The sequence below is a fragment of the Mycobacterium sp. E183 genome (assembly GCF_001667735.1).
Taxonomy (GTDB): domain Bacteria; phylum Actinomycetota; class Actinomycetes; order Mycobacteriales; family Mycobacteriaceae; genus Mycobacterium.
This window is the reverse complement of record NZ_LZJN01000138.1, coordinates 61,907-79,694: the sequence shown is the minus strand read 5'-3', so window position 1 is coordinate 79,694 and position 17,788 is coordinate 61,907. Positions and strand designations below refer to the sequence as shown.

The 17,788-nt window shown below is 68.2% G+C and carries 20 protein-coding genes and 1 pseudogene; 5 read left to right on the top strand and 16 right to left on the bottom strand.

What is annotated here, in order from left to right; all coding sequences use genetic code 11:
• Positions 1-390: 390 nt before the first annotated feature.
• The 8 genes from A5691_RS29140 to A5691_RS15560 all read right to left on the bottom strand — a co-directional run bounded on the left by A5691_RS29140 (position 391) and on the right by A5691_RS15560 (position 6,165).
• Positions 391-486: a pentapeptide repeat-containing protein gene (locus A5691_RS29140; RefSeq protein ID WP_156734811.1), complete on the bottom strand. Its 96-nt coding sequence runs from the start codon at positions 484-486 to the stop codon at positions 391-393.
• A 61-nt stretch (positions 487-547) separates the two neighbouring features.
• Positions 548-1,429, bottom strand: a complete 882-nt coding sequence (locus tag A5691_RS15590; protein WP_067783681.1) for an SDR family oxidoreductase — start codon at positions 1,427-1,429, stop codon at positions 548-550.
• A 19-nt stretch (positions 1,430-1,448) separates the two neighbouring features.
• Positions 1,449-2,684 carry a cysteine--1-D-myo-inosityl 2-amino-2-deoxy-alpha-D-glucopyranoside ligase gene (gene mshC / locus A5691_RS15585; protein WP_068266671.1) on the bottom strand — a complete coding sequence of 412 codons (1,236 nt, stop codon included), beginning with the start codon at positions 2,682-2,684 and terminating at the stop codon, positions 1,449-1,451.
• A 24-nt stretch (positions 2,685-2,708) separates the two neighbouring features.
• Positions 2,709-3,497 carry a 3'(2'),5'-bisphosphate nucleotidase CysQ gene (locus tag A5691_RS15580; protein ID WP_067758649.1) on the bottom strand — a complete coding sequence of 263 codons (789 nt, stop codon included), beginning with the start codon at positions 3,495-3,497 and terminating at the stop codon, positions 2,709-2,711.
• 55 nt (positions 3,498-3,552) lie between these two features.
• The gene (locus A5691_RS15575; protein ID WP_082950341.1) at positions 3,553-4,368 is read right to left on the bottom strand and encodes an SCO1664 family protein; all 816 of its coding nucleotides are present in this window, start codon (positions 4,366-4,368) and stop codon (positions 3,553-3,555) included.
• Positions 4,352-4,939, bottom strand: coding sequence for a DUF3090 domain-containing protein (locus A5691_RS15570; protein WP_067886814.1), 588 nt, complete (start codon positions 4,937-4,939; stop codon positions 4,352-4,354). The genes A5691_RS15575 and A5691_RS15570 overlap by 17 nt, the downstream gene beginning before the upstream one ends.
• 73 nt (positions 4,940-5,012) lie before the next feature.
• On the bottom strand, positions 5,013-5,789 hold the full coding sequence (locus A5691_RS15565) for a histidine phosphatase family protein (RefSeq protein WP_067886788.1): 777 nt from the start codon (positions 5,787-5,789) through the stop codon (positions 5,013-5,015).
• A 73-nt stretch (positions 5,790-5,862) separates the two neighbouring features.
• Positions 5,863-6,165, bottom strand: coding sequence for a hypothetical protein (locus A5691_RS15560; RefSeq protein ID WP_067758640.1), 303 nt, complete (start codon positions 6,163-6,165; stop codon positions 5,863-5,865).
• Between the two features lie 110 nt (positions 6,166-6,275).
• Between A5691_RS15560 and A5691_RS15555 the strand changes: the two genes are divergently transcribed.
• Genes A5691_RS15555 through A5691_RS15545 form a run of 3 tightly spaced genes read left to right on the top strand, consistent with a single transcriptional unit; the run spans position 6,276 to position 8,718 of the window.
• Complete coding sequence (locus A5691_RS15555; protein WP_068018254.1) at positions 6,276-7,358, top strand: YncE family protein; 1,083 nt, start codon at positions 6,276-6,278, stop codon at positions 7,356-7,358.
• Positions 7,355-7,609, top strand: coding sequence for a DUF5703 family protein (locus tag A5691_RS15550; protein WP_068018251.1), 255 nt, complete (start codon positions 7,355-7,357; stop codon positions 7,607-7,609). The genes A5691_RS15555 and A5691_RS15550 overlap by 4 nt, the downstream gene beginning before the upstream one ends.
• A 26-nt stretch (positions 7,610-7,635) precedes the next feature.
• Positions 7,636-8,718, top strand: coding sequence for a quinone-dependent dihydroorotate dehydrogenase (locus A5691_RS15545; protein ID WP_197499144.1), 1,083 nt, complete (start codon positions 7,636-7,638; stop codon positions 8,716-8,718).
• On the opposite strand, the pseudogene A5691_RS15540 reads toward A5691_RS15545, so the two are convergent.
• Positions 8,715-9,224 (bottom strand): annotated as a pseudogene (locus A5691_RS15540) (DUF222 domain-containing protein); the annotation flags it as partial. The gene A5691_RS15545 and the pseudogene A5691_RS15540 overlap by 4 nt on opposite strands.
• 107 nt (positions 9,225-9,331) lie before the next feature.
• Positions 9,332-10,159 (bottom strand): DUF6551 family protein, encoded by an 828-nt coding sequence (locus A5691_RS15535; protein WP_068018248.1) that lies wholly within the window; start codon positions 10,157-10,159, stop codon positions 9,332-9,334.
• A gap of 348 nt (positions 10,160-10,507) precedes the next feature.
• On the opposite strand from A5691_RS15535, the gene A5691_RS15530 reads away from it, so the two are divergent.
• A complete protein-coding gene (locus A5691_RS15530; protein WP_068018244.1) occupies positions 10,508-11,839 on the top strand; it encodes a DNA sulfur modification protein DndB in 1,332 nt (443 codons plus the stop codon).
• 124 nt (positions 11,840-11,963) lie between these two features.
• On the top strand, positions 11,964-12,758 hold the full coding sequence (locus A5691_RS15525; protein WP_068018234.1) for a hypothetical protein: 795 nt from the start codon (positions 11,964-11,966) through the stop codon (positions 12,756-12,758).
• A gap of 22 nt (positions 12,759-12,780) precedes the next feature.
• On the opposite strand, the gene A5691_RS15520 is transcribed toward A5691_RS15525, so the two are convergent.
• The 6 genes from A5691_RS15520 to A5691_RS15495 all read right to left on the bottom strand — a co-directional run bounded on the left by A5691_RS15520 (position 12,781) and on the right by A5691_RS15495 (position 17,710).
• On the bottom strand, positions 12,781-14,022 hold the full coding sequence (locus tag A5691_RS15520; RefSeq protein ID WP_197694444.1) for a phage major capsid protein: 1,242 nt from the start codon (positions 14,020-14,022) through the stop codon (positions 12,781-12,783).
• Positions 14,023-14,248: 226 nt separating this feature from the next.
• Positions 14,249-14,656 carry a hypothetical protein gene (locus A5691_RS15515; RefSeq protein WP_068018230.1) on the bottom strand — a complete coding sequence of 136 codons (408 nt, stop codon included), beginning with the start codon at positions 14,654-14,656 and terminating at the stop codon, positions 14,249-14,251.
• Positions 14,653-14,994, bottom strand: a complete 342-nt coding sequence (locus tag A5691_RS15510) for a hypothetical protein (RefSeq protein ID WP_068018227.1) — start codon at positions 14,992-14,994, stop codon at positions 14,653-14,655. The genes A5691_RS15515 and A5691_RS15510 overlap by 4 nt, the downstream gene beginning before the upstream one ends.
• 138 nt (positions 14,995-15,132) lie before the next feature.
• Positions 15,133-16,623, bottom strand: coding sequence for a hypothetical protein (locus A5691_RS15505; RefSeq protein WP_068018224.1), 1,491 nt, complete (start codon positions 16,621-16,623; stop codon positions 15,133-15,135).
• Complete coding sequence (locus A5691_RS15500; RefSeq protein ID WP_068266668.1) at positions 16,623-17,486, bottom strand: bifunctional DNA primase/polymerase; 864 nt, start codon at positions 17,484-17,486, stop codon at positions 16,623-16,625. Before A5691_RS15500 ends, A5691_RS15505 begins: the two co-directional genes overlap by 1 nt.
• A complete protein-coding gene (locus A5691_RS15495; protein ID WP_068018216.1) occupies positions 17,483-17,710 on the bottom strand; it encodes a hypothetical protein in 228 nt (75 codons plus the stop codon). The genes A5691_RS15500 and A5691_RS15495 overlap by 4 nt, the downstream gene beginning before the upstream one ends.
• Positions 17,711-17,788: the final 78 nt, after the last annotated feature.

The window sequence follows — 17,788 nt, the reverse complement described above, 5'->3', positions numbered from 1 at the left end:
AGCGGCGATCGCAAGCGCGGCGTAGCCGGGCGCGGCGGGTCGCCGCCATCGAACCTAGCGGCGATCGCAAGCGCGGCATAGCCGGGCGCGGCGGGTCGCCGCCATCGAACCTAGCGGCGATCGCAAGCGCGGCATAGCCGGGCGCGGCGGGTCGCCGCCATCGAACCTAGCGGCGATCGCAAGCGCGGCATAGCCGGGCGCGGCGGGTCGCCGCCATCGAACCTAGCGGCGATCGCAAGCGCGGCATAGCCGGGCGCGGCGGGTCGCCGCCATCGAACCTAGCGGCGATCGCAAGCGCGGCATAGCCGGGCGCGGCGGGTCGCCGCCATCGAACCTAGCGGCGATCGCAAGCGCGGCATAGCCGGGCGCGGCGGGTCGCCGCCATCGAACCTAGCGGCGATCGCAAGCGCGGCGTAGCCGGGCGCGGCGTAGCCGGGCGCGGCGTAGCCGGGCGCGGCGTAGCCGGGCGCGGCGGGTCGCCGCCATCGAACCTAGCGGCGATCGCAAGCGCGGCGTAGCCGGGCGCGGCGGGTCGCCGCCATCGAACCTAGGCCTTCTTGCCCAAGCCCTGGTTGTAGGCGCTGGTGGAGCGCCCGAGCGCGACGACCTGGGCGTCCAGTTGGGGCAACAGCTCCGCGGTGGGCTTGTGCAGGGGCAGCTCGCCGGCCGGGGTGGACAGCACCGGCTTGATCCAGCGGAACAGGGCCACCCAGCGGGGGCAGTAGATCCGGTTCCGGCGAGCCTCGATGCCCTTGACGAACGCGTCCGCGCATTTGTCGACGGTGGTGGTCTTGTTCAACGGCCACGGGAAACTGCTGAGCAGCTTGCCGAAGGCGGGCAGGTCGGCCTCGGTGTCGCGGACCAGGGCGGTGTCGATCCACGACATGTGCGACGAACCGACGCTGACGCCGCGGTGGGCGACCTCGAGCCGCAGCGCGTTGGCGAAGATCTCGACGGCGGCCTTGGACGCGTTGTAGGGGGCCAGGCCCGGACACGCGGCGTAGGCGGCCAGCGACGAGACGACGAGCACGTAGCCGCGGCGCTCGATCACCGCGGGCAGCGTGGCGCGCACGGTGTTGAACACGCCGAGCACGTTGATGTCCATGACCCGCTTGAACGCCTCGGGATCGACCTGCAGCACCGATCCATAGCTGGCGATGCCGGCGTTGGCCACCACGACGTCGATGCCGCCGAAGCGCTCGACCGCCTGGGCGGCGACGGCCTGCATGGCCGGCAGGTCGCGCACGTCGGCGACGGCCGTCAGCACCCGGTCGGCGCCGATCTCGGCGGCCAGGGCGGTCAGCTCGGCGTCGTTGAGGTCGGTGAGCACGAGTTTGGCGCCCTTGCTGCCCAGCCGACGGGCGACCTCGGCCCCGATTCCCCGGGCCCCGCCCGTGATCAAAACAACCTTGTCCTGCAGCGACGTCATGGCCGACAACGTACCGCGTTCACAATTGCACGCCGAGCAGCGCGTCGATCGCGGTTGCCACCAACCTTGGAGCCTCGGCGTCGTGGCCGCCGTACTCGAGCGCGTCTGTTGTCCAACCATCAAGCGCGGCAAGCGCTTTCGGCGTGTTCAAGTCGTCGGCCAGGTATTGGCGCACCCGCGCGATCACGTCGGCGGCATCGGGGCCGGCCGCCAGGGCGGTCGCGGTGCGCCAGCGCCCCAGCCGGGCGGCGGCCTCTTCGAGCACCTGCCGGCTCCAGAACCGGTCGGCGCGGTAGTGCCCGGACAGCAGGCCCAGCCGGATGGCCGCCGGTTCGATGCCCTGGGCCCGCAGCGTCGACACCAGCACCAGGTTGCCCCGGCTCTTGGACATCTTGTGCCCGTCCCAGCCGATCATGCCCGCGTGCACGTAATGGCGGGCGAATCGCCGCTCGCCCCTTACACATTCGGCGTGCGCGGCGGTGAATTCGTGATGCGGAAAGATCAGGTCGCTGCCGCCGCCCTGGATGTCCAGGCCGCTGCCGATGCGGCTGAGCGCGATCGCCGCGCACTCGACATGCCAGCCGGGTCGCCCGGCCCCGAACGGCGACGGCCAACTCGGCTCCCCCGGCCGGGCCGCGCGCCAAAGCAGCGCGTCCAGCTCGTCGGTCTTGCCCGGGCGGTCGGGGTCGCCGCCCCGCTCACCGAACAGCCGGAGCATGGTTTCGCGGTCGTAGCCGGACTCGTAGCCGAACTGCGGCGTCGCGTCCGCGCGGTAGTAGACGTCCGGGTACTCACCGTCGACGACGTACGCAGCGCCCGACGCCAGCATCTTCTCGACGAGCTCGACCACTTCGGGGATCGCCTGGGTGGCCGCGACGTAGTCGCGCGGCGGCAGGACGCGCAGCGCCGCCATGTCCTCGCGAAAGCGCGCGACCTCACGATCGCCCAGCTCGCGCCAGTCCACACCGTCGCGCTGGGCGCGTTCGAACAGCGGATCGTCGACGTCGGTGACGTTCTGCACGTAGTGCACGGCGCGGCCCAGGTCCAGCCACTGCCGGTAGACCAGGTCGAAGGTCAGGTAGGTGGCCGCGTGACCCAGATGGGTTGAGTCGTACGGGGTGATGCCGCAGACGTACATCGTCGCCGTCGACCCGGGCGCAACGGGCCGCACCTGCCGGTCGGACGTGTCGAACAGCCGGAGTTCCGGGCCACGTCCCGGCAACACCGGAACCGGTGGAAACTCCCACGACTGCATGCCAACGACTCTAAACGCGGGAAGTCAGCGCCACGCGTCGCGGATGGCGTCGAGCAGGATCGGCGCCACCTCGGCGCGACACATCACGAAGTCGGGCAGGTACGGATCGAGCTGGTTGTAGCGCATCGGCGAACCGTCCAGCCGCGACGCGTGCATGCCTGCGGCCATCACCACTCCGGCGGGCGCCGCGTTGTCCCATTCCCACTGGCCTCCCGCGTGCAGGTAGGCGTCGACGTCGCCGTCGATGATGGCCATCGCCTTGGCTCCCGCCGAACCGATCGCCACCGGCTGGATTGCCAACGACTGGCGCATCCGGTGCAACACGAACGGCGGCCGGTTGGCGCTGACCGCGATGCGAAACGTGTGGGGTATGCCGACGCGCGCGGCGTCGGCGGTGACGGTGTCGGTGCGGTACACCGTGTTCCCGCGCGCCGGCAGCGACACCGCGGCGTCGGTGATCTCCCGCTCGCCGTTGGTGGGGCGCTGCCACAGCGCGATGTGGACCGCCCAGTCGTCGCGGCCGGGAGTGGAGAACTCGCGGGTACCGTCCAGCGGGTCGATGATCCACACCCGGTCGTGTTTCAGCCGGACCAGATCGTCGTAGGCCTCCTCGCTGAGCACCGCGTCGTCGGGCCGCTCGGCGCGCAGCCGCCGCAGGATCAGCTCGTTCGCCAGGCTGTCGCCTGCGTCGCCCAGCGCCCACGGATGTCCGAAGCCGATCTCGTCGCGCACTTTCAGCAGCAGTTCGCCCGCGTCCGCGGCGAGTTCGGCGGCCAGGGCGGCGTCGGTCAACTCGTCCGGGCCCTGGCTCACCGGTTCAGTATCTCCGACGGCCGTGCGCGGCCCGGTGGGTGGCTCGGTGGCCGGTTCAGAACGCCGGCCACGGAATGGGGCGGTGCCGGTTGGGGCCCGGCATCACCGGATCGTCGAGCAGCGCGTGGGCGCGCCTGCGCAACGCCGCGATCTCGGCCCGCGTGATGTGCTCGGCCAGTTCGTCGCACAGCGAGTCGCCCAGCGCCTCGGTGAGCCGGGCGACCGCCTCCAGCATCTTCTGGTCGACCGGCTTGTGGGCCCAGCCCCACAGCACCGTGCGCAGCTTGTTCTCGACATGCAGGGACACCCCGTGGTCGACGCCGTAGACGTGGCCCTCGATGTCGCGCAGGACGTGGCCGCCCTTGCGGTCGGCGTTGTTGATCAGCACGTCGAAGACCGCCATGCGCCGCAACCGGATGTCGTCGGCGTGCATCAAGACGACCTCGTCGCCCGCGTAGTCGTAGGCCCGCAGCACCGGCAGATAACCGGGTTCCGGCTTGTTGGCGGGAAACAGGTCGACCAGGTCCGGGCCGGGCCTTGGCTCGGAGTCGGCCGCGTCGCCGGGCTGCTCGACCCACAGCTGCAACATGCCCGGTCCGGCCGGCCCGTGACGAATTACCGTGTACGGCACGATGTTCCACCCCAGCTGCGTCGACACCAGGTACGCGGCGAGTTCGCGGCCAGCCAGCGTACCGTCGGGAAAATCCCAGAGCGGGGCCTCGCCGGAGATCGGTTTGTAGACGCAATGGACCGTCGATTCGCCCAGCGTGGACTCGCACAGGAAGGTGGCGTTGCTGGCGGAGCGGATGCGTCCGAGGACCGTCAGCTCGCCGTCGCGCAACACCTCACGGTCGTCAGGCCTCAAGTTCATCGTCAGGCCCGAGCAGCGCGCTGCGCCTATAGCCGTTGGCGCGCGCGCAGATATGGCCTTCGGGATCCAACGGTTCGTCGCACAGCGGGCATGGCGGCCGCCCCGCTGAGATCACGCGATTGGAGCGGGTGGCGAACTGCCGCGCCGACTCCGGCGTCAAGAACACCCGCACCGCGTCGGGCCCCTCCTCGGTGTCGTCGAGCACCACCGACGCGTCGAACTCGGCGTCGGTGACGGCCAGCAACTCGACGACCACGGTCTGGGCTTCGGAATCCCAGCCCAGGCCCATGGTCCCCACCCGGAATTCGGCATCCACGGGTGTGATCAACGGGCTCAAGTCCTCCACTTCGGCGGGCTCCGGAGGGACCGGTGTGCCGAACCGGCGATTCACCTCGAGCAGCAGCGCGCCGATGCGCTCGGCCAGCACCGCAACCTGCTGCTTCTCCAACACCACCGACACCACTCGGGAATCGTGCACAGCCTGGATGTAGAACGTTCGGTTTCCGGGCTGACCAACGGTCCCGGCCACGAAGCGGTCGGGTGTGCGGAAGACGTGGATTGCGCGGGCCATGGCACCTCCAAAATACCGGCTGTTGCCTTCGCCGTGCGATTCGATTGCCCCGCTGCGCATCTTTTAAGCGGAATCAATCGGTTGAGCCGCCGACCACCGCGTCGCTGGACGGCACGACCGCGGCCGGCTGTTCCGTTGCGCCCGCCGGGGACTCGCCGTCGGTCTTGGCGGTGCCCTTGTCCTGCGCCTCGTCCTTGGGCGGTGGTCCGGCCCGCAGCGCCGCCGCCAATTTCGCACCGGTGTGGTTGACGTGCAACACAAACGGGCGCAATTCGGTGTAGCGGATCACATTCACCGACGCCGGGTCGGCGGTGACCCGCTGGAACGCGTCCAGGTGCATGCCGTAGGCGTCGGCGACGACCGCCTTGATGACATCACCGTGAGTGCAGGCCACCCATAGGACGTCGCCGCCCTTCTCCCCCCCGTATTCCAGGGCGAGCCGCCGATCGTGTTCGCGGACGGCGGACACGGCGCGCGCCTGAACCTGCGCCAACCCCTCCCCGCCGGGGAACACCGCCGCACTCGGGTGGGCCTGCACGACCCGCCACAGCGGTTCGCCGGCCAGCTCGGCGATCTTGCGGCCGGTCCAGTCCCCGTAGTCCACCTCCGCCAACCGGTCGTCGATCAACGGCTCCAGGCACAGCGCCTCGGCGAGCGGCTCGAGCGTGCGTCGGCAACGCAGCAACGGCGAACTGATCAGCGCCCGGATCGGCAGGTCACCGATCCGGTCGATCAGCCCGGCGGCCTGGTCGCGGCCCTTGTCGTCGAGGTCGACGCCCTCGGAACGGCCGGCCAGGATCCCGGCGGTGTTCGAGCTGGATCGACCGTGCCGCAGCAGGATGACCGTCATGCAGCGGTGTCCGACATCCGACAGGCTGGGGCAACCACGACCACGACCGTACCCGGTGCGAAGGTGCTATCGGCTAGTGCGATACCGGCACCGCATGCGCCACCGAGTCGCGCACGGCGGCGACCAGGCTGCGTTCGTCGGTGAGGTCGATGTCGACCAGGCTGCGGACCGCCGTGGCGACCACCTCTTCGGCCTGCGGAACTGGCCCGGCGAGGCGCGGTCGGTAAATTTCGACGACGAGCGAGCGGTGCTCGATGTGGAACGAAAAACTGCGCCCATCACCGACTTGTCCATACCCGCTGGCGAAGATTCCTGTCGACATATCTTCGACAGCAAACTCTTTCTCCGCGATCTGCCGGTCAACGATGACGGCCATGAGGCGACGATACCTCGCCACCGGGACTTGATGTGCGCGACATGGCCATATTGGATGCGAAGGCGTTCCTTAGACTCGGAAGTCCACCGTCATTACGCAAGGGAAAATAATTGCTGTCAGGGCACACGCGTCATCGACTGGCTGCTCAGCGCCGTTTGCCCGCCGCCGCGCTTTTGCTGTTGGCGATCGCAGGTTGTTCGTCCAATACATTCAAATCCGCGCCGCCCACCATCGAAGCGGCCACGCCCGCCGTGTCCCCGCCGGCGTCCCAGCGCCCCGCCGGCGAGGTGCGCCCGCTGGCCGCGGCCGCGACCGCGGCCACCTTCGACGGTGGGACTCACCAGCTCGCGGTGCTGGCGCCCGGGGCACCGCCTGCCGGCCCCGCGAGCGTCACCGTCTTCGGCGACCCGAAGGCCGCGCCGCGCGTCATCGCCCTGCCGGGACCCGCGACCGCGATGGCCGACGACGGCCACGGAACGCTGTTCCTGGCCGCCCGGGGCGGCTATTTCGTGGTCGACCTGGCCACCGCCCGCGCGACGCAGGTGAACGTCGCCGACGCCCAATCGGCCGATTTCACCGCGGTCGCCCTGCGCGCCGACGGCAAGCTGGTGCTGGGCAGCGCCGACGGAGCCGTCTACACGCTCGCTTCTCCAACACCGGCTGCGCCGACGCCCGGCACCGCTGGCACCGCGACCGTCGGCAGCAGGAACAAGATCTTTGCGCGGGTCGATTCGCTTGCCACGCAAGGGAATACAACTGCGGTGTTGGACCGGGGGCAGACCTCGGTGACCACGATCGGCGCCGACGGCCAGGCCCGGCAGGCGCTGCGGGCCGGCGAAGGCGCGACCACCATGGTTGCTGACCCGCTGGGCCGGGTCCTGGTCGCCGACACTCGCGGCGGGCAGCTGCTGGTGTACGGCGTGGACCCGCTGATCCTGCGACAGGCGTATCCGGTGCCCCAGGCGCCCTACGGCCTGGCCGGCTCCCGCGCGTTGAGCTGGGTAACCCAGACCGCTTCCAATATCGTGGTTGGTTACGATCTGTCCACCGGAATTCCCGTCGAAAAGGTGCGTTACCCAACCGTGCAGCAACCGAACTCACTGGCCTTCGACGAAGCGTCAGACACCTTGTACGTGGTGTCGGGGTCCGGCGCGGGGGTGCAGGTGATCGAGCACGCGGCGGGTACGCGTTGACCGCGTCGCGCAGCAGTCGGCTGCCCTCGGGCTGGGACACCGAGCTGTCCGACGAATACGAGTGGGTGCCCCTGCGCCTGCCGCCGGAGGTCACCCGGCTCAGCGCATCCACCCGGCTGTCCATCGAGGCCGAATATCGGGGATGGGAGCTGACCCGGGTACGGCTCTACACCGACGGCAGCAGGCGAGTGCTGTTGCGCCGCAAGAAATCTCGTCTGGAAAACCGGCGTCCCGACCAGCCGGAATTGTGACGTTGGCTGCACCCGGCGACGGCGTCGTGTACGGCCTGATGCGGCGGTTGTTCTTCCTCGTGCCGCCCGAGCGCATCCACACGCTGGTTTTCGCGCTGCTGCGCGGCGCCACCGCCCTCGCCCCGGCGCGGCGGCTGTTGCAGCGGCTGCTCGGCCCGAGGGATCCGGCGCTGGCGAGCACGGTGTTCGGGGTGCGCTTCCCGGCGCCGCTCGGGCTGGCCGCCGGCTTCGACAAGGACGGCAAGGGATTGCAGACCTGGGGCGCGCTCGGATTCGGCTACGCCGAGGTCGGGACCGTCACCGCGAGCCCGCAGCCCGGAAACCCGGCCCCCCGCATGTTCCGGCTGCCCGCCGACCGCGCGCTGCTGAACCGGATGGGCTTCAACAACCTGGGCGCCGGCGCGCTGGCCGTCCAACTCGCGCGGCACCAACCAGACGTTCCCATCGGGGTCAACATCGGCAAGACGAAAACCACGCCGGCCGCCGGCGCCGTCGACGACTACCGTGCCAGCGCCCGCCTGGTCGGGCCGCTGGCGTCGTATCTGGTGGTGAACGTCAGCTCGCCGAACACGCCCGGCCTGCGCGACCTGCAGGCCGTCGAGTCGCTGCGGCCCATCCTGTCGGCCGTGCTCGCCGAGACGTCCAGGCCGGTGCTGGTGAAGATCGCGCCGGACCTTTCCGACGCCGACCTCGACGATGTCGCCGACCTGGCCGTGGAATTGGGCCTCGCGGGCATCGTCGCCACCAACACCACCGTGTCGCGCGACGGCCTGCAGACGCCGGGGGCCGACGCGCTGGGGCCCGGCGGCATTTCCGGGCCGCCGGTGGCGCGCCGGGCGGTCGAGGTGCTGCGCCGGCTCCATGCCCGCGTGGGCGACCGCCTGGTGCTGATCAGCGTCGGGGGCATCGAGACGGCCGACGACGCGTGGGAACGGATCACCGCGGGCGCGTCGCTGCTGCAGGGCTACACCGGCTTCGTCTACGGCGGAGGCTTGTGGCCCAAGCGCATTCACGACGGTATCGCGCACCGGCTGCGCGACGGCGGGTTCGCCTCACTCGGCGATGCCGTCGGGTCGGCGGCCCCTAAGGCCGGCGGCGCGGCGAGTTAAGCCGCCCCTTCTTCGTCGTCGTCTTCGGCCAGGATCTTTTCCGGGTGGTGGAAGTTGTTGACGCGCGGTTGTCCACGATCGAGGTGTGGTGGCGGGATCCATTCGGTGTCGCCGTTGGCGCGTCTTCGGGTGGTCCAGCCCTTCTCGAGAAGCCGGTGGTGGGGTCCGCAGGCGAGGGTGAGTTGGTCGATGTCGGTGCGGTAAGTACTGGCCCAGTCTTCGACGTGGTGGACTTCACAGTAGTAGCCCGGCACATCACAACCGGGATGCGAACAGCCACGGTCCTTGGCGTACAAGACAATTCGCTGGCCCCGTGAGGCCAGGCGCTTGCCGTGATACAGCGCCACCGCTTCGCCCTTGTCGAAAACGGCCAAATAATGATGGGCGTGGCGGGCCAGGCGGATCACGTCGGACATCGGCAAGATGGTGCCCCCGCCGGTCAAGCCCTTACCTGCGGCGGCTTCCAGCTCGGTCAGCGTGGTCGTCACCACGATCATGGTGGTCAAGAAAATGCATCATCAAGGTCAGCGTCGCTGTATTGTGTATTGTATTACCGACAAAGCGAAGCGCCCCCGACGTGGACTCGGGGGCGCTTCGGGTTTGAAGGACCGATTCAGCCGCGGCCGGCCGGGCTGATCTTGGTCCTCTCGTTCCTGCGGCCCTTGTTGTAGACCCGGCACAGCTCCTGGTAGCAGGCGGTGACCCGGCTGCCCGTGCCGGACTGGGTCCGGTTCTGGTTGCTGGCCAACGACAGGACGGTCTGTTTCCAGGCCCACGCCTCCTTCCGGCGCATGCGCTGGATCAGGTCGCCGATATTGACCTCGCCGCCGTGGCGGTGCAGGAACAATCCCAGGCCGCCGAGCAGCATGCCGTCCCATGTCTCAGCTGTCCGTCCCCAGGCCGCCTCGGCGATGCGCAACACCTCGTCGAGGGTGCCGGGTCCCGAGGTTTCGGTGATCCGCAGGATCGCCTGCACGGCACCGACGACATTCTTAGACGATGCCTTGCCCACGGTGAGGTTGTGCTTGATGAGCACTTTCTCGGTGTCGACGAACAGGGGCAGCTCGGCGGTCAGTCCGATCCGGTACTCATCGAGCGCATTTGGCTTGCTCGATTCCCGGTTCTTCAGCAGGAACAACGCCGCCTCGTCGGCGACGCTGAGCCCGTAGTGAACCTCGCAGGGCAATTTGCTGATCCCGGTCATCCGCGCCGCGGTTGAACGGTGGTAGCCGTCGATGACGTGCTTTTTCTTGTCCGGACCGCGGTCCGATACCACGATTTCACCGGCGGCCTCGTTGATCCACCCTTCGCTCAGCTTCTGGGCACGCAGCTCGTTGAGCGAACGCTGTGCGCGTTCGTCGACGTGCAGTTCGTCGAGATCCATCATCACCCCGTGCACGACCTTGTGGGGGGCCACATCGTATTGATAGCGCCTTGGCATGGCACCACCTCCTAACTGGGCGCTCGGGTAAGGGAAACGACCGGAACGGTCGCCAGCCGGCGGCTGATGGGATCGAGCGCTTGTCAGACATGGTAGCGATAATTCGGCTAGCCCGCCATATAAAACTAGCTAGCCGAATTATTCGCCCGGCTGGCCGCGGGCATCGGCATAGCTAGCGTGTACATCTCCGCATCGCTGGTATTTTCAGCTTAGCCGTCGAGCGACGGGTCCATCGGATTCGGAGGTGAAGAGTTGGCGCAGGGGACATCGCGCGCGGAGTTGGCGGAGGCACTCGGGCAAGCCGACCTTCCGCCCAGACGCTTCACCTCCAACGGTTACCGATTTCGCATGGGCGAGTTGACGGGCATCTCCGCGGTTCTACCGCTTGTGGACCTGATGACGCTCAATGTGGACCAGATCATGAAGCGCAAGGACTATGAGCTGGAGGGCGTCGAGCCGGGGAATCGCGCGATCTCCGAGACCCATGTCAAGAAGATCAAAGATGGTTTGCGCCGGCACGCCGACAAGCTGCTCACTGGCACCTTCATCCTGGCGATTGATCCCGACGGCATGGACATCGACCCGATCACCAGCGTCACCGACGACATCGACATCGTGCAGTGGTCGATCTTGTCCGGGTATCCGCTGTGGGTGCTGGATGCACAGCACCGCAACGACGCGGTCCGCCGGTTGTGGAAGGAGACGTTCGAGGCCGTTGAAGAAGGTGATATGGACGCCGAAGAGGTGGCGCGGCTGCTGAAGAAGTCGGCGATCCCCGTGCTGATCGTTCTGGAGGGTCGCCGCAACGAGATCGCCCGCATGTTCGTCAACATGGCATCCACCAGACCTATCAGCCCTTCCCTCGTCAGCGTCATGGACCGGGAGTCGTTCGCCAACCGACTCGGCCTGGAGGTCGCTCGGCGGGCGCAACTTCTCACCAGCACCGAGCGCGCAGACCGCCTCGAATTCCAGGGCTCCATCGCGACAGGCGAAACCCTCTACGCCGCTGCGGCCATACGAGGAGCCGCGGCTAACATCTTTATCGGCTACAAAGACCGCAGTCCCGACATGCGCGAACAAAACCTCCGCCAACACTTCGGCGTTCCCGCGGATGTGGACAACGAGAACATAGGGGCTGAGGAACAGGAAGCCATCGACAACGGCGCCGCCGAGGCCGTCGATTACCTCGACTACGCGTACCAGCGGCTACCCGGATGGCGTGACCTCAAGCGGGGCAAACTAGAACCCAAGGAATTCCGTGCCCAGTTCGTACACGGCACCCCCTCCGGGTTTTACGTCATCACCGGCGTAATCTGTGCTGCCCGCATGTCGACCGGCGTTGACGTCAAACACGTGATTGATCTGATGGCCGAACACATTCACTGGCTCCGAAACGAACGGGTCAAAGAGTCCGAGGACAGCCCGCGGCTACGGCATCCAGACTTTGAAGGCACCCTGGTCGTCAACGAACCCGTATTCGACCAAGCCGGCGAGATCATCGACTGGAAAACGCGCACAGGGGGAGGCGCCCGCACCAACTACGAGAAGGCAGCGCGCAGCGTAATTGATCGCCTAATCGAAGTCGACCCAAGTCTTGCCGGCATGCGCTCAGATGAGGTCCTGGTCAGTATGGGCCTCAAAGCCGGCGGCAGGCGCGGCCGCCCACCCAAGGGTTCCTAGTGCCCCGCCGTCCGGCGGCTCGGCGACCCGGGCCGTGAGCCCCCTTGCGAGCGACCCCCGTCACGGGGGGAGAAACCAAGACCTTCCGCTCAGGCCGCCTCCGGCGGCCACAGACTTTGCGACGATGGCGGCCATGGACGACGCTGAACGAGAAACGAAGCTTAGGGCGACGTTCCCGATGCTGGACGACTGGCAGCAACGGGGTTCAACTGCTTTCCGGCCGGAGCAGGGAAGCGAGCTCGAGGTCGACGATTGCGACTGGCCGTCGATCCCAATATCGGAGATAGCTCACCTTGGCCTCCAAGTCGCGACAGATCACCTCATGGCGGTGCGCGTGCACATCGAGGCCCGCCGACTGTTCGCATTCTCTCATCTGACGTTGTGCAGATCAGCCCTACTCGGCGCGACCCAAGCCGTATGGGTGCTCGCGCCCGACGACCGACGCGAACGACTCAAGCGTTCACGCACGGTGGCCGCTTACGCGCAAAGGAAGCACCTTCAATACCTTCGAGGATTGCAAAGCATTGCGCCGCAACCGGATCAGAACACCGACACGGTGGCGGCGCTCGTCGACAACCGAGTCAACCAGCTCCACCAGAAGCGGCAAGCCGCGGGTGAGCGGTCAGAACTCAACAACACTGACATGATTCAGCAGGCGGTGACCGCTGTCTTCGACGCTGCCCACGCCGCAGAAGCGGTAGTCGTCTGGCAATCAGGTTCCGGTGCGGCGCATGGCTTCGTTTGGCCCATGCTGGGCACGGCCGACACGGTCCAAAGTTCGGCAGCCGACCAGGATGGCATTGCAGAGTTCCAGGTGGGTGGATCGCTGAGCAGAATGTCCAACGCCTACTTTGCCGCGTTCCATACCGCCGACCGGGGCTGGAAATTGCTCCGGCGACGCGGTACCGCGCCACAGTAAGACCACCTTTCGGTGTGTTGGACTACTTGCCGGTCTTCGTCGTCGGTCTCCTGGTGGCGGTGGTGGGCAACCCGCTGATCACGCAGATCGCTTGCGGTCGCTCGATGGCCTGGGTCAGTCGCTCCTCGGACACGAATCTGACCACGTTGTCGGTGAAATCGCTTCCCGCGTAGCCGATTCGGGTGACCAGTGATTCGCGGATTACCGCGCGCCCGTACTGGCGGGTGTCGAGCAGCACGAACTGGCCCGCGGTGAACTGGGTGGACACCACCACGTCGACTCCCCAGGCGGTGTTGACCTCGGCGCTGGACGGGTCGGGCGCAACGTAATACCGGCCGTAGTTGTCGGTGACGCGGCGAATCGCCGACCAGGTCGCCGGGTTGCACAACGCCAGGTTGGCCTCAGCCAGCGCCGGACCGGACCGCAGCAACTCGATGCCTTCCTCGATCGCATCCCACGGGCCGGGCTGGGTGCTGATCGTGGAGGCGTCCAGGGTGAGCACGGTGGCGTTGGTTGCGATGCCGTTGACCTGGCCGTTGGCTTCGCCTGTGCCCCCGTATAGTTGGGCGTTCTCCTCGTCGACGACCTTTTTCAGCAGCTCGGTTTGGACGGCCGCGACGAACGCCGGGTAGTCGCCCGAATATGCTTCCCACGAGATTCCTGTGTGAGCCGCAATTTTCCTCGCGGTGGCGGTCTGCGGGATGGCTGGCATCACCAGCTCGGGCTTCGCGCCACCCTCTGGGACGATGGCGGCGTTGCCGCTGGTGGACACCACCTCGACGTAGGCGATCGCGGGAACGTCGATCTGCACGCCGGGAAGCCTGTCGAGGAGCCGGTTTTCGTGGCGCGGGAACACCGGCAGGATCGGCCCCAGCTCGGGTGGCACCAAGCCACCTACGGTGTTGGTGGTGCGGACCTCTAGGACGGCGGTTTCGCCGCGGTGCAGCTGGTCGAACGCGCGGCGCAGCTGTTCGTCGGAGTAGCCGAGCGGGGCCAGCGCACCAGCGGTGCCCACGGCTCGGTGTCCGCCGCCGCGGAACCGGTCCGGGAGACGGCCGCGGTCCAGATCGGAACGCACCTCGTCGATCTGCTCGGACATCATCCGCAGGTCAGCCGTATAGGCGTCGTAGCGGCGCTGGTCTTCGGGGGACATCTCGGTCTGGCCGTTGGCGCGCAACTCGAGCAGCCACACCTCCGCAGCGCGGGCGATGGCTTGTTTACGGGCTTCCAGGTCGCGCAGACGGGCGACACTTACTGCAGGCATTGTCATGACAGCTTTCGTGGACGGCGCGAAGCCCGTTGCTTACAACAGGTTTTCGCAAATGGACGGTCCGACAGCGCCTATCGGATGCGCTGCCGATTCAGCTATTCCTCGGCGCTAATCGGACCGCCGTGTGAACGTCTGACGACCAAGGCTGAGATGTGCGCCACCCGCTGAGGGTGGAAGCGGCCGGGCCTGCGTCCTCCCGAATCGTAACCCTGGCGAGGGGTCAGGGTCCCGCAGAATCGCCGGGCATCGACACCGCCGACCACGGTGACAGCCCGACGTCGGCCGGGTCGGCGACCGTCGCGGTGGCCGGGTCATCGGTCACGGCGTCGCGGGGCCACCCGGCGATCTCGGCGTCGGTGCGCGTCTGGGCGGTCATGTCGTAGCCGTCGGCAGCGACCTCGTCGAGCGGGTCGCCGGTTTCACGCAGCCGGCGCGCCCACACGTGATCCGACATCACCGCCTGCCCGGGCGAGCCGAACTGTTCGGCGACCTCGATGGCGTCGGCGATGGCCCGGTCCTGGGCCTCGCGCAGATGCTGCTCGCAGTACGCGAACGCGGCGATGAGCACGGCCGGGACGGACCGTCCCTTCGCGTCGCACAACGTGCACAACTCCTCGTGTGCGGTCATCGGTCTACTCCTCGGGAACGGGGCGTTGAACGCTCGGGTGTGGCCCAGGTGCGCACATCGCGCAGCGGGCGCGGATAGGCGGCGTCGAATCCTTCGGCCCGCGAGCGGCCCGGCCGGGGCAGGCCGACGGCGTCGACGCGCCAGGCGGCGCGGGGCTTGCAGCGCCGGTCCGGGCCGCGGGTGGGCGGCACCGGCAGCCAGACCACCCCCTGCCGGCCCAGGCATGTCGACGCGCAGGGGATGATGGCCGCGGCGCGTTCGGCGGCTTCGGCGTTGGGATAGACCGTCTGGACGGCCGGGTCGGTGGCCCGGCGCCAGCAGATCAGCACGGCGCCCATCGGGGACAAGTGTCACCCTCACCAGCCGGTCCGCGGTAGGGGATCGGGCGGTCCTGGCGGCACCGCATCGCTAGCGAGTTGAGCCGATGGGTGGCGCGGTGGGCGTTCGGCGGATGTCTGCTCATTTCAGGTTCATCCCTAGAACACCGGGCCGGGGTCGTAGTCGGGGTTTGCTAGACAGTCGGGTTTGTGCCCGTCGGTCCCGCCGCAGTCCTCGCAGGGATTCGGGTGCGCTTCCGTCGTTTCCCCAGGTAGCACCTCCGCCCTGAAAACACGGAACATGGAAGCAACACGGTCGGTTCCGGCAGGTGAATCGCCGTGTTCATCCGTGTTGCCGTGTTTACGCATGTATCCATATCCGCGGGTAAGCGGGACCTTCGTCACGCGGCACTCCTCGATTAGCTCGGCGATGGCCGGATCGAAGTCGTCGCGGTCTTTCGCTTGAAGCCTGCGCCGTAGCTCATGGTGGGCCATCGCCTTGCCGTCGGGCAGCTTGGACAGCCACCGCAGGATCGTGCGCTTGGCCCGCTGCACCCGGCTGTCGGACAGGTAGTCGTCGCGTTCGGCGGTGTCGGCGGCCTTCGCCCGATTGCGGCGGCGGCGCTGCTCCGCGGCTTCCCGTGCGACGGCGTCGCGGGTGCCGTCGCTGCGGGCCATTACCTGGCCGGCCAGCTCCCAGTCGTCGTCGCTGATGCTGGTGCGTTCGTCGAGGACCATCAGCGCGGCGGCGACTTTGAGCTGGGTCAGCAGCGCGTGCCCGTCGAGGGGGTCGATGCCGGGCTCGCCGTGGTGGTAGTCGAGCTGGTGGCGTTCGATCGCGTCGCGGGCCACCTGCGGCACCCGCAGGTCGCCGGGCAAGAACGTGGGCACCGCGACGGTCCTCGGCTCAACCGCGTCGGGGCGCTGCTCGGGCATGTCGGGGTCGCGGGTCCACGCCCACAGGAACCGTTGCGGTGTGCCGCCGTCGGCGGCGTCGAGGAGTGTCCCGGCGCGTAGCGGCTGCACCCCGGCGATCAGCCCGGCGCGGTAGGTGAGCCGGTCGACGCGGGTGCGGGTGTCCTTGCCGGAGTTGGTGAATCCGAGTTGTTCGCCCATGTAGAGCTTGCGCAGTTCGGCGTGCAGGGTGGCGCCCTGCCGGGCGAACAGCGCGGTGAGGGTGTCGATTTCGGGCGCCGACCACAAGACGGTGAAGACCGCGGCAGTCAGTTTGGCCTTCTCGGCTTCCTCCTGCATGTTCATGTAGGTGCGGGCTAGGCCTTCGCCGCTGCCCAAGGGTCGCTCGGGGACGGGGCCGACCGGGCGGTTATCCCAGGCGATGGCGTCGCGGCCGGTGGCCTCCGAGGCGCCTTTACCGCCGCCGGATTCGCCGACTAGGCCGGCGAACAGATTCACCGCGGTACGACCGCCGACGATCGGGGGCAGCGTCGCCCACTGCGGGATTTGGCAGACGGCGCGGACCAGCACCGCGGCCAGGGTGGAGTCGGGGCACGCCCGCCGGGAGCGGGCGAAGTTGCGGACGTGCTTGAGCACCGGGCGCCTGTCCCAGAAATCTTCTAAGTGAATGATTTCCGTCGAGTCGTGGTCGGCGTGGTCGTCGTCGCTCATGCCGGGCAGGTGGGGGTCGCTCATCAGCTCGCCTTCCTGGCAGATCGGATCGTGGCTTCGGCTTCAGTGGGAGACAGCCCGCGCTCGACGGCCACCGCGGCGAGCAGGTCGGCAAAGGCGTCCAGGTCGCCTTGTTTGGCGGCGTCGCGGGCCGCGCCGTAGAGGGTCCGGTTGCGTTGGCCTTGCGGCGCAAGGTGGATGCGTCCCAGCAGGGCGGCCAGGCTGTAGGGGCCGTTACCGCATCCGCTGCGGGTGCCGGGCGGCGCCGCGCGCACCGGCGGGGGCGGCGGGGCCAGCGCTCTCCGCAGCCACTCTGGGGCGGGCGCAGGTTGTCCTATCGGCGGGTTGCGCCACACGTAGACACCGCCGCACGGGTGCACCGACGGCGGGGCGACGACGAACCCGTTGCCGCCGTGCTTGACGTCGATGCCGGCGCCCAAGTGGGCGCGCAGCGCCATGTCGCCGACGGTGAACCAGTAGTGCCAGCCACCCGAACCGGTTTGCGCCGCCCAGGTTTTCAGGAGCTGGCCGTGCCGATCGGTCAGGGCGCGGATCGACTTTTCGCCGCCGTTACGCGGGTCGATGTCGAGCACCACCGTGCCGCGTGGCGGGCGCACACCGATGTTGTCGTGCGGGTGGTAGTACCAGTGCCGGTCGATGTGCCCGGGGTCGCAGGTGGCGTCCAGGTAGCCGTGGCTGCCGGCCCGCGGCTCCTTTCGCCGGGGGCGCAACGGCAGGACGGGCAGCCCGATCGCGGCCAGCGCCGCAGCCTGCCTGGCCAGTTGTCGGGGGCTCGTGTCAGACTTAGGCGCGACTGTCAGGTCATCAGTTCTGCCGGTTCCCTTGAGGGCCGGCAGCTCTGCGTCGGGGGGCTGGTGGCCGCTCACGCGATGTCACCGCCGGCCCCGGCGCGCAGCAGTGCGGCGATGCGGTCGATCTGGGTGTCGGTGAGCGGCGGCCACTCCCGCAAGTTCTGTTCGACGTGGTCGGCCAGCAGTTGCGCTTTGAAATCCTGGTGAGCGGCGATGAGTTCGGGATCGTCAGGTTCGCGCAGATGGCTGAGTTTGGCGAACTTGGCGCGGCGGTGATGGGCAGCCGGTGAAAGAGCCATGAGAGGTGTCCGTTTCGCGGGCAGGGTTCAGGGAACCCATCCCCGCGTCGGACGGACGGCTCAGTTCCTCACACCTGT

Bases quoted from the DNA above. Each gene is read 5' to 3' on its own strand.
- A5691_RS15575 (WP_082950341.1), bottom strand. From the start codon at position 4,368: ATGAACTTGAGGCCTGACGACCGTGAGGTGTTGCGCGACGGCGAGCTG.
- A5691_RS15535 (WP_068018248.1), bottom strand. From the start codon at position 10,159: ATGCCAAGGCGCTATCAATACGATGTGGCCCCCCACAAGGTCGTGCAC.
- A5691_RS15560 (WP_067758640.1), bottom strand. From the start codon at position 6,165: ATGGCCGTCATCGTTGACCGGCAGATCGCGGAGAAAGAGTTTGCTGTC.
- A5691_RS15505 (WP_068018224.1), bottom strand. From the start codon at position 16,623: ATGAGCGACCCCCACCTGCCCGGCATGAGCGACGACGACCACGCCGAC.
- A5691_RS15525 (WP_068018234.1), top strand. From the start codon at position 11,964: ATGGCGGCCATGGACGACGCTGAACGAGAAACGAAGCTTAGGGCGACG.
- A5691_RS15570 (WP_067886814.1), bottom strand. From the start codon at position 4,939: ATGGCCCGCGCAATCCACGTCTTCCGCACACCCGACCGCTTCGTGGCC.
- A5691_RS15520 (WP_197694444.1), bottom strand. From the start codon at position 14,022: ATGCCTGCAGTAAGTGTCGCCCGTCTGCGCGACCTGGAAGCCCGTAAA.
- A5691_RS15530 (WP_068018244.1), top strand. From the start codon at position 10,508: ATGGGCGAGTTGACGGGCATCTCCGCGGTTCTACCGCTTGTGGACCTG.
- mshC (WP_068266671.1), bottom strand. From the start codon at position 2,684: ATGCAGTCGTGGGAGTTTCCACCGGTTCCGGTGTTGCCGGGACGTGGC.
- A5691_RS15590 (WP_067783681.1), bottom strand. From the start codon at position 1,429: ATGACGTCGCTGCAGGACAAGGTTGTTTTGATCACGGGCGGGGCCCGG.
- A5691_RS15510 (WP_068018227.1), bottom strand. From the start codon at position 14,994: ATGGGCGCCGTGCTGATCTGCTGGCGCCGGGCCACCGACCCGGCCGTC.
- A5691_RS29140 (WP_156734811.1), bottom strand. From the start codon at position 486: ATGGCGGCGACCCGCCGCGCCCGGCTACGCCGCGCCCGGCTACGCCGC.
- A5691_RS15565 (WP_067886788.1), bottom strand. From the start codon at position 5,789: ATGACGGTCATCCTGCTGCGGCACGGTCGATCCAGCTCGAACACCGCC.
- A5691_RS15495 (WP_068018216.1), bottom strand. From the start codon at position 17,710: ATGGCTCTTTCACCGGCTGCCCATCACCGCCGCGCCAAGTTCGCCAAA.
- A5691_RS15515 (WP_068018230.1), bottom strand. From the start codon at position 14,656: ATGACCGCACACGAGGAGTTGTGCACGTTGTGCGACGCGAAGGGACGG.